Annotated in this window: 8 protein-coding genes and 4 pseudogenes; 5 read left to right on the top strand and 7 right to left on the bottom strand. The window is 67.7% G+C overall.

Annotated elements, in window-relative coordinates; translation table 11 throughout:
- Positions 1-95: pseudogene (locus ACWC0C_RS47535) on the top strand (transposase); the annotation flags it as partial.
- A 118-nt stretch (positions 96-213) separates the two neighbouring features.
- On the top strand, positions 214-951 hold the full coding sequence (locus ACWC0C_RS47530; RefSeq protein WP_450871398.1) for a DUF6461 domain-containing protein: 738 nt from the start codon (positions 214-216) through the stop codon (positions 949-951).
- A gap of 45 nt (positions 952-996) precedes the next feature.
- Here the strand turns inward: ACWC0C_RS47530 and ACWC0C_RS47525 are convergent.
- A pseudogene (locus tag ACWC0C_RS47525) lies at positions 997-1244 on the bottom strand (transposase family protein); the annotation flags it as partial.
- A gap of 50 nt (positions 1245-1294) precedes the next feature.
- Positions 1295-1786 carry a hypothetical protein gene (locus ACWC0C_RS47520; RefSeq protein ID WP_450871397.1) on the bottom strand — a complete coding sequence of 164 codons (492 nt, stop codon included), beginning with the start codon at positions 1784-1786 and terminating at the stop codon, positions 1295-1297.
- A gap of 110 nt (positions 1787-1896) precedes the next feature.
- Between ACWC0C_RS47520 and ACWC0C_RS47515 the strand changes: the two are divergent.
- Positions 1897-2268: pseudogene (locus ACWC0C_RS47515) on the top strand (helix-turn-helix domain-containing protein); the annotation flags it as partial.
- 21 nt (positions 2269-2289) lie between these two features.
- Here the strand turns inward: ACWC0C_RS47515 and ACWC0C_RS47510 are convergent.
- Positions 2290-3537: an IS110 family transposase gene (locus ACWC0C_RS47510; protein ID WP_450871395.1), complete on the bottom strand. Its 1248-nt coding sequence runs from the start codon at positions 3535-3537 to the stop codon at positions 2290-2292.
- A 399-nt stretch (positions 3538-3936) separates the two neighbouring features.
- Here ACWC0C_RS47510 and ACWC0C_RS47505 point away from each other — a divergent pair.
- Positions 3937-4332 (top strand): annotated as a pseudogene (locus ACWC0C_RS47505) (transposase family protein); the annotation flags it as partial.
- 80 nt (positions 4333-4412) lie between these two features.
- Here ACWC0C_RS47505 and ACWC0C_RS47500 read toward each other — a convergent pair.
- The 4 genes from ACWC0C_RS47500 to ACWC0C_RS47485 form a co-directional block, all read right to left on the bottom strand.
- Entirely contained in the window at positions 4413-5630 is a 1218-nt protein-coding gene (locus tag ACWC0C_RS47500; RefSeq protein ID WP_450871393.1) for an IS110 family transposase, read from the bottom strand.
- A gap of 427 nt (positions 5631-6057) precedes the next feature.
- Positions 6058-6348, bottom strand: a complete 291-nt coding sequence (locus tag ACWC0C_RS47495) for a hypothetical protein (protein WP_450871391.1) — start codon at positions 6346-6348, stop codon at positions 6058-6060.
- A 16-nt stretch (positions 6349-6364) separates the two neighbouring features.
- Positions 6365-6577 carry a hypothetical protein gene (locus tag ACWC0C_RS47490; RefSeq protein WP_450871390.1) on the bottom strand — a complete coding sequence of 71 codons (213 nt, stop codon included), beginning with the start codon at positions 6575-6577 and terminating at the stop codon, positions 6365-6367.
- 224 nt (positions 6578-6801) lie between these two features.
- Complete coding sequence (locus tag ACWC0C_RS47485) at positions 6802-7035, bottom strand: DEAD/DEAH box helicase family protein (RefSeq protein ID WP_450871388.1); 234 nt, start codon at positions 7033-7035, stop codon at positions 6802-6804.
- A 660-nt stretch (positions 7036-7695) separates the two neighbouring features.
- Here ACWC0C_RS47485 and ACWC0C_RS47480 point away from each other — a divergent pair.
- Positions 7696-8928: a S53 family peptidase gene (locus ACWC0C_RS47480; RefSeq protein ID WP_450871386.1), complete on the top strand. Its 1233-nt coding sequence runs from the start codon at positions 7696-7698 to the stop codon at positions 8926-8928.
- Positions 8929-9429: the final 501 nt, after the last annotated feature.

Genomic DNA, 9429 nt, shown 5'->3' with positions numbered 1-9429 from the left:
TGTGACGGGCTGACGGGATTGCCGGACGCGGTCAATGCGGTCTGGCTGCGACGATCGTGCAGACGTGCGTTGTTCACCTGCTGCGCAACTCGTTCTTCACGAGTGGTGAGGCGGGTCTTCTGTGACCAGGCGGCGTGACAGGACGGCAGCGGTTGTCAGCGGCCGTGGATACGCTACCTGGCGTCCGTCTTCGCTGTGCGTGTGGGAGTACCTGTGTGTGAGGGAATCGGATGGCTGGCCGACCGGGACGAAGGGCTAGACAGCGTGGTGTTCGCCCGGGATACCAGCCCGGAGGACCTGGCGGTGCGGATGGGCGGCACGCCCGGTGCCGCCGTGGAGCTGACCGGCCCCGATGTCACCCATCTCCTCCATCGCTCGGAGACCGGCGACAACGCCGTGGTGCGGGTTGGGGCATGTGGTGCCTGGTCCTACGCGGTACTGCACCTGGCCGACCCAGGGCGAGACGACCTGGCCGTCAGAGCATCACGCGGTGGTGTCGAAGTCATCCAATACGTGGCGATGACGGATCACCCGCCCGCGCAGTTCGACTACCTGCGTGATGGTCGATCGGTGTGCGGCTTCGGAATCGGGGAGGAGGCACATCGCTGGGGTCAGAATCCGGACCATCTGCTGCCGGCGCTCGTTGCAGGCGGCGTCCTGACCCCTGACGGGACGAGTCACCAAGCTGCGCCGGCGCACTCAGCGCTGAGCGGCAAACATCTCACGCTCGCCGTGCTCGAGCACCACTTCGGGCTGTGCCTGCCCAAAAACAGAGTGATGCGTGCGCCACTACCGGCCTACACCGTCCGAGGCACGCTCAGCCTGGGCCCCGACCCAGACATCGACATCATCCGCGCCTGGGCCGCCGAGCACGGCTACCACGTGAACTGGGGTCACAGCGGCCATGTACCTGCCCCCATCCGCGAGGCGTATGCCCATGCCCACCGGTAGGCGCTCAAGCTGAGGCCGGAACGGATTCACCGGGTCTTCCCACCCTCACTCTGAGCTGGTCAGATGAAGGATGAGAACGGCCTGGACGAGTGTGGTGATCCGGGTGGTCGAGCACCGCAGTTTGCGAAGGAGCCGCCAGGACTTGAGGTGGCGATGGCCTGCTCGACGAGTGCTCGGATCTTCGCGTGGGACCGGTTCACCGCCTTCTGACCTGCGGAGAGGGTCTCCCAGCGGCCCCAGCACGGCGTACGGACCGTTCCACCGGCGCCCCGGTAGCCTTTGTCGGCCCAGCACTTTGATACTGACTTCGGCTCAAGCTTGTCCCGTAACCGCGGGCGCGGGATCAGGGTCCGTTGCGGTCTGGTGAGGTGGCGCACTGCAGCCACTTATCCACCGCGTCGTGGGAGTCGTCGAGAGCCGGATCGCGACTCCCACTGGGCGCGTAGGCCGGTGACCGGTCGGCACGCAGCGGCAGGTGGGCGCAGTACCAGGCCCGTTTGGCGCCCGCTTGCTCCGCGTCCGTGCCCGTCAGCGCATAGTTGAGCAGGGCCGCCGTGACTCGTCGGCGCCCGAATGCGTAGAGCGCGGGCTCGATGAACCAACGGCAGAAACTGGGGTCAGGGTCATAGACGGCTGCGGCCATCAACGGTGCGAAGAACTCCTCGGACAGGCTGGCGCGTTCGAGTAGTGGCTTGCGCAGCGCATGGGCCAGGTGTCGCGCGCGTCGGTCTTCCGGCACGCTTGCTGTGTTGTCCAAGTCCAGCAGCCGAGCCACCTCGGCTGCTGCCGACGGGAATGTCGGTGCCTCTGCCTCGTTCCGCTCTTCGTCGCCCATGGGCAGCATTCTGGGCGGATCCCACCCCGAGAGGTAGATGGACTCTGGTCGCTGATCCGTGAACCCCGCTTGTCGCTCAGCGACCTCGTCCAGAGTGAAACGATCACGGCGTGGCTGGTGTGATCACGGCGTCGGTGCCGTCCTGGACAGGCCCCTTCACAGGGCTGAGCCCGCGCTGCTTCGGCACGTTGGTAGCTGCAGTACGGCGCGAGCATGCCGCAGATCGACAGCGCGGCCGACCCTGGAGTCTGTCGCTGGAGGATCGCATCCTGCTGGTCACGGCCTACTGGCGCACGAACTTGACCATGCGGCAGCTCGCGCCGCTGTTCGGCGTCTCGAAGTCGGCGGCCGATCGGATCATCGACCGTCTTGGCCCGCTACTGGCCCTCCAGCCACGCCAGCGGTTCCACAAGGACACCGTGCTCATCGTGGACGGCGCCCTCGTGCCCACCCGTGACCGCACGATCGCCGAGCAGTCCAAGACATCTCATGTCGCTGGTAGGTCAAGTAGGTGCTCCGGCGGCAAGGTCCAGGGCCGCTGAGAAAGCGCGATCGGGGTCGTAAAGCGTGCGGCGCCGTAGGCAGTGGTAGAGGCAGCCGAGAAGCTTGTTGAACAGGTTCCTGAGAGCTGCGGTGTGGCGTTCACCGCCGGCTCGTCGTCGGTCATAGTGGGCGCGTTGAGCCGGGGTGCGGAGGGCAGCGAAGGCCCACATGTGCCCGGCCGCGGCCAGTCGCTGGTTCTTGACGGTTCGGGCCACGACGACGTGGCTTCGGCCGGACGCCCGCGTAACGGGGGCCGCGCCGGCGTATGCCTTCATGGCTCGGGCGTCCGCGAAGCGTTCGCGGTCGTCGCCGAGCTCGGCGAGGACGCGTGCTCCGGACAGCACGGACAGACCGGGGAAGCTAGTGATGATGTCGGCGTCCGGGTGGGCGAGGAATGCCTCCTCCGTCGCTACGGCGAGCTGGGCGACGCTGGTGCAAGCGGCGTCGACCTGTCGGACGAGCGCCGTCGCTTGGTGTCCCAGGGCCTGTTCGACCTGGGGCAGTTGGCGGAGTTGGTCCGCGCGGAAGATGTCCCGGAGCCGCTCGACCTCGGCTTCGATTCCGCAGCGTGGACGCTCGCCGCGCTTGAGGAGGGCGCGCAGCTGGTTGCGGGTGAGTTTGGCGGCGGCGGCGGGCGTTGGTGCGGCAGTCAGGATCGCGCGGGCGCGTGGCGAGTCGAGGCCGGGCTTTCCGGGGCCGTGGAAGGCCGTGAGGGCGGCCGGGTAGTACTCGCGCAGGTGTGAGCGGAGCCGGTTGATCATCTGCTGCCGGTCCCAGATTGCGTCCTGGTGAGCGCGGGCCAGGACGGCGACGGCCTGCCCGGCTTCGCTGTCGTCGGGCAGGGGTCGGTGGGCGTGCCGGTCGGTGCGGAGGATGTTGGCCAGGACTCGGGCGTCGGCTGCGTCGGACTTGGCTCGGGAGACGCTGGCGCGATCGCGATAGCGGGCGGCGGCCAGTGGGTTGATCGCGTAGATCTGGCGGCCGGTGGCCCGCAAACAGGCGACAAGGAGCCCGCGCGGGGTCTCGATGGCGACCGGGATGGGATCCTCCGCGGTGTCACCGTACCCGGTCAATAGTTCCATCAGCGCATGGAAACCGGCACTGTCGTCGCTGATGCGCAGCTTGGCCACCTGGGCTCCGCTCTGGTCGACCAGAGCTATGTCGTGGTGCCCTTCCGCCCAGTCGATGCCGCAAAAGATCGCGCTCAACCTTGTACCTCCGTATCAACCTGCAGATCGGTCCTGCGGAGCACGCGGCGCTCTAATAGAAGTGCTCAAGGCACGCCATCTCATGAGCCGTTCGTGTCTCCAGCGACCGGCAGGGACCTCGGTCTGCTGGAGAGCTCGGGGGCTCGCGAACTGCTGAGAGGTCGGCCCCTGTCGGCGGGCTGGGGACATGAAACCGGTGAGTTTTGGGCTTCTGCCGGGCGGGACCGGTCTTTGACGAGAGATCAAGGTCCCGGAACTACCGAAGGTCTCCGCCCGGCAGGGCGCGGGCGAGGCGGGGCCGGTCTGAACCCAGGGATCCAGTCCCAGAACGGGGGCAGGCTTCCACCTCGCTTGACGGCCCCTGCGCTCACGCGCTCGGGCTCACCGATGACCTATTAGAACTACCGCTACTCCACCGCCCACCAGGTCGTCATCGACGCTGACACCCGTCTGGTTGTCGTGATCGGCCGGCCGTTGCCCGGCAACCGACACGACTCCCGGGGCTGGGAGGAATCTGGTGCCAGTGCCGCCGTCGGCGCCACGATGACGATCGCTGACGGCGGCTACCAAGGCACCGGCCTGGTCATCCCGCACCGCCGCCAGAAAGGGCGAGAGCTCCCGGCCTGGCAGGAGGAGAACAACCGCTCTCACAAGCGGGTTCGCGCCCGCGTCGAACACACCTTCGCCCGGATGAAGTGCTGGAAGATCCTCCGCGATTGCCGCCTCAAGGGCGACGGCGTCCACCACGCGCTGCTCGGCATCGCACGCCTGCACAACCTCGCCCTCGCTGGATAGGCGAGCGACGAGTTCGTACCGCACCGGACCTCGTCCAGACCCAAATCGTAGATCACTTACGGGACTTCCCAATGCTGATGTCAAGCCGCGGCTGCGACGGGGGGTGAAACTTGGTAGCACTCTCTGTCACGGATCATTGCCCACAGGACGTTGACGCGTCGGCGGGCGAGGGCCAGGAGGGCCTGCTTGTGTCCCTTCCCCTCGCTCCGCTTTCGTTGGTAGTACGCCTTGGAGGCGGGGCAGCACTTGAGGCTTGCTAGTGCAGACAAGTACATCGCCCGCAGCAGCCCGCGGTGGTAGCGGCGGGGTCTGTGCAGGTTGCCACTGACGCGGCCGGAGTCGCGGGGCTGCGGGGCCAGGCCGGCGAAGCCGGCCAAGCGGTCGGCACTGCCGAAGGCGTTCATGTCCCCGCCCGTGGCGGCGATGAACTCGGCGCCGAGCCTGGCGCCCATGCCGGGAAGGCTGCGTATCACCTCGGCGTGCGGATGTTCGCGAAACCGGGCCTCGATGAGAGCGTCGAGTTCCGCGATCTCCTCGTCGAGGGCCATCACCCCCTTCGCAAGGCGGACCACCATGGCGGCGGCCAGCCTCTCGCCGGGCAGCGCGGTGTGCTGGGCCTGGGCGGCGTCCACGGCAGTGCGAGCGAGTGCGGCGGCGCCTTTCACCTTGCGGTTCTTCAGCCAGGTCTCAATCCGTTTCGCACCTGTACGGCGGATCGCTGCCGGAGTCTGGTAGCCGGTCAGGAGCATGACCGGACCCTTGTTGGTCAGGTCCAGCGCCCGCTCCAAGGCCGGAAAAATCTCCAGCAGTTGAGCCCTGAGGCGGTTGATCTGGCGGGTGCGGTCGAAGACGAGGTCCAGGCGCCGGGTGGTCAGGGTGCGCAAGTCGACGGCGATCTCGTCCCCGGGCCTGAGCAGCCCCAGGTCCCGGCGGATACGGGCCTGGTCGGCGATGACGAAGGCGTCCTTCGCGTCGGTCTTTCCCTCACCCCGGTAGGTGGCCGAGGCTCGGTGCACTGCCAGGCCGGTGAGGTAGGCGACAGACTGATCGTGGGCGGTGAGCAGGCCGATCAGCAGGGCAGCACCACCATGGTTGAGGTCGACGGCCCACAGCACGTCGTCGGATATCGCCAGCACGTCGCCGAGCAGTGCGAGCAACTCGGTCTCGTCGTTCTGGATCCGGCGCGACAGCAGTCGCTCGCCCTCCGCGTTGATCACCACGGCGTGGTGATGCGTCTTGCCGATGTCCACCCCGGCCCAGATCTCGGGCACGTTCCCCTCCGCCAGCTCGTCGTACATCGATCCCGCAGACGACCTCGCCGGCGTTGTCCTACAGCAGCGATCGAGTCGCGTCTCCCAATCAGCGGTCGAGTCGTCGCGGGGCTCCGGGCGGCCAAGTCCCGTAAGCCATCAAGCGGCTCAGCCTTTACAGCCATACCCGGAGCCCCCGGGGTCCTCCGATCTTACGAACGACCAGATCAGACCCACGTCTTCAAGGTAGGACAGTCTTTCGTCGGGGTGAACTTCCGCGATGTGCCTGAGGGCTCGTGGTCCCGCCACCGACCCGCTTGAGATCAGCTGAACGAACCGCCGGATGCGGGCCCGCATGTCCGGTGGTGTGGGGGGCGGGCCGGGAAAACCGGCCCGCCTACCCGATAGTGAAAATCTCCGCCTGCGCCACAAACGCAGAAGGCCCCGGTCACGAGGATCGAGGCCTTCTGCATGTTCACGCTGCGAGCTGTTCCAGAACCCAGGTGACCGCCAGTGAGGCCAGCCCCTGGGCGTCGTCCTCGCCGAACTCCTCGGGAAGGGGCTCGCGCTCGTCGGTGACGTCGCCGATCTCGAACGAGATCTCCCAGCGTCGGCCGGCCGCCAGAAAACGGACCTGGATCGGCCAGCAGGTTCCGTCCGCCTCGACGCTGGTGATGGTGAACGCGCCCCACACCGGGTCTTCGACCCGGCGCCCTTCGAGAGCTGCGGCAGTACACCGCGCGGCGGCCGTACTGGAGAACGTCATGGCCGCAGGGTACGGCTCAGCAGCGCTTGGCGACACCGGGAAGGGCTTCGTGGTAGGCGGTGATGATGCCCATGCGTCCGGTCGATCCGTAGGGCTTGGACGAGGCAACGACGCGGTACTGGCCCGACTCGCACGGCGGGAGGTCTTTCAGGACGAAGACCTGCGTCGTGGCGTCCTGGGCCCACGTTTCCGTGTAGTTGGAGAGGGTGCTGGCGATTTCCTCGTCCACGAAGGGGTCCCAGTGCTTGTAGACGATCTTCTTGAAGCCGAACCCCCGGCCTCGGGCGTCGACCTGACCGCAGCGCAGCGGAATCGGCGCGAAAGGAACGTGAGGCGCGTACCACTTGACGATGTAGCCCTTGTCTTTGCCGTCACAGGTGTGGGGGCTCAGAGCGGCCGGACGCGCCGGGATGTGACGGGCGCCGGTGTCGGCCGACGCCGTGGCAGCCGGCGTCAGCAGTGCCGCCGTGGCGAGAAGCGGGAACAGAACACGTGCCTTGGTACCCGGCCCGCCCGGAGCTCCTCGGCGCTGCGCACGGCGACGAGGGTTTTCCCGGAGCCGGTCGCCATGACCACCTGAGTCCGCATGCCCCGCTCGGGCACGGTCGATCGTGCAGGAAATTCCAGGCGGCGCAGCACTGCGTCAATGGCCTCCCGCTGGTGAGGGCGCAGTTCCTTCACTGCCATTTTCAGTCTGCTCCGATCTGCCTTCTCATGACGGCCGGGCGGGACGTACCACGCGGCAGGGAGTCGGGGAACCTGCATGTAGACGCATGGAGTTGCGCTACGGTGGCTCCGCTCGCGAGGGCACTGGTCAAGCTGGTCGGCCGCTGATCAACTTCTGTGAAAGCGCACCGCGACCGGCACATATCCTCTCCATCTGATGTCTTTCCTGATTCCAGAGTCTATCTGTCTTTCAAAGTGAAGCAGAGAATGCTGAGGGAAGTTCCGCGAGCATGACCGGAACCTGGTACGCCACCCGTTGACCGTGATCCTGCTGGCGCGGCACTGACATGACGAGCCGTCACCCCCTCCTGCCGATCGGCAGGAGGGGGCTGGTCTGTGTGCCCTGTCGGTCGCTAGCCGTCGATGAGTGTCGTTGTCGTCCATTGGCTGGGGATCTGCTGTCCGGGTGGTCCCGGTACGCCATCCGACGGGTGATCAGGCGCTGTCCGGGTTTGGTCCCGTTCTCGGGGGTCGACAGTGGGCGCCGCGGCAGACGCCGCTACGGGTTGCGCGGACCGGCGGGGAAGCCGGTTGGGACGGGTCAAGGACGCGAACCCCGAAGACCAGGGGGCGACAGCCCGCCCGAGCACGGTGCTACCCGTCCGGCCCCGAAGGAGTGTCATGTACGGTGTCCGCCCCATCCGTTGGGTGCTGGCCGCAGTCCTTGTGCTGGTGGGCCTGACCGCGGTTCCGGCTGCCGCCCAGGCTCAGGGCTCGCCTGCTGGAGGCCACCACCGGCCGACCGCCATGCGTGTCTGTCCCCACTCGCTCGATCCCTTCCGGGCGACCTGTGAGGCCATGATCCGCACCGACCTTCCACCGATGACGTCCGTCCCGCCGAACCAGATGCCGCCCGGCCTCAGCCCCCTCGACTTCCGCCGCGCCTACAACCTGTTCGGCCAGCACGGCAGGGGCCGGACGGTGGCGATCAACGTCGGCTTCCATCACCCCAACCTGGAGAGCGACCTGGCTGTCTACCGCCGCCAGTTCCACCTCCCGCCGTGCACCACGGCGAACGGCTGTCTCCGCGTGATCAACCAGCGCGGCGGAAGCACCCTGCCGACCGCCGTCGATCCGAGCTGGGCAACCGAGGAAGCCCTCGACGTGGACGCGGTGAGCGCCGCCTGCCCGGACTGCCGCATCCTGGTCGTCGAGGACGACACCGCCTTCTTCTCCAACTTGTTCGCCGGGAGCGACCAAGCGGTCGCCCAGGGTGCGAAGTTCGTCAACAACAGCTGGACCCTCCCCGAAGCGTCGTTCGAGGGCGACTTCGACTTCCACTTCAGCAACAACCCTGGTGTCGCTTTCACCTTCAGCTCGGGTGACACCGGAGGCCAGACGTTCTACCCCTCCGCCTCCCCTTACGTCACCTCGGTAGGTGGTACCACGCTGACTCCCGCGCACAACCGGCGCGGCTTCATCGAGACCGCCTGGAGCGGTACCGGAAGCGGCTGCTCGCTCTTCGAACCCAAGCCCTCCTTCCAACACGACACCATCTGCCCCAACAACCGCACCACCGTCGACGTCTCCGCGGACGCGGACCCCGCCAGCGGCGCAGCCGTGTACACCTCGAGCCCCACCCCTGCCGGTAACACCGGCTGGGTCGTCGTAGGCGGCACCAGTTTGTCCTCCCCGCTGATGGCCGGGATGTACGCCCTGGCCGGCAACCCCGCTCCCGGCACGTTTCCCAACTCCTACCCCTACGCCCACCCACAGGACTTCTTCGACATCACCACCGGCATGGCCGGCGCCTTCTCCGCGGGGCCGGGCTACGACGCCCCCACCGGTATCGGCACCCCCGACGGTGTTGCCGGACTGCGTGACCCCTCTGGCGGGGGATACGGCGCCGACTGATCGAGGCACCGAGCCAGGAAAAACGCCGACGGCGAGCGGGGGGCCGTGCACTCGCCCCCCGCTCACTGACCGCCCCGAGACAGGTAGCAGGTCTCAGACCCGACGCCGGCAATCCGCCCGGCCATCCGGAAGAGCCCGTACCAACGCTGGCGAAGGCGCCACGCCCGGTGGCACTCGACTCTGGCTGCGGTGAGGAGGGTTCACCGCAGCCATGAGGCTGAATCACGACACGATCGAGCACCCCCTCCTGGTAGCCAGCCCGGCCCGCGCCAGCGGGCCTAACGGTCCTGGAGGCGCAGCCGGAAGGACCATCAGGCGGGGGAGCGCAGCGGACCCGCCGACCGGGCGGGAGCGCAGCGGACGGCCCGTCAACCCCGCTGCGCAGCAGCGGGGTTGCGCGAGAGGCGCAGCCTCTCGCCAGCGCTCACGCGGAGCGGGAGCGCAACCCCCTTGCGCAGCAAGGGGGTTCGCTGTCATCGCGCGAAGCGCGATGGGACCCGC

The organism is Streptomyces sp. NPDC001709 (assembly GCF_053596375.1).
The sequence above is the reverse complement of the archived record's forward strand: the minus strand, read 5'-3'. Positions and strand labels throughout refer to the sequence as shown.

Excerpts from the sequence above, each read along its gene's own strand:
- ACWC0C_RS47495 (WP_450871391.1), bottom strand. The coding sequence starts at position 6,348 with ATGACGTTCTCCAGTACGGCCGCCGCGCGGTGTACTGCCGCAGCTCTC.
- ACWC0C_RS47485 (WP_450871388.1), bottom strand. The coding sequence starts at position 7,035 with ATGGCAGTGAAGGAACTGCGCCCTCACCAGCGGGAGGCCATTGACGCA.
- ACWC0C_RS47480 (WP_450871386.1), top strand. The coding sequence starts at position 7,696 with ATGTACGGTGTCCGCCCCATCCGTTGGGTGCTGGCCGCAGTCCTTGTG.
- ACWC0C_RS47520 (WP_450871397.1), bottom strand. The coding sequence starts at position 1,786 with ATGGGCGACGAAGAGCGGAACGAGGCAGAGGCACCGACATTCCCGTCG.
- ACWC0C_RS47500 (WP_450871393.1), bottom strand. The coding sequence starts at position 5,630 with ATGTACGACGAGCTGGCGGAGGGGAACGTGCCCGAGATCTGGGCCGGG.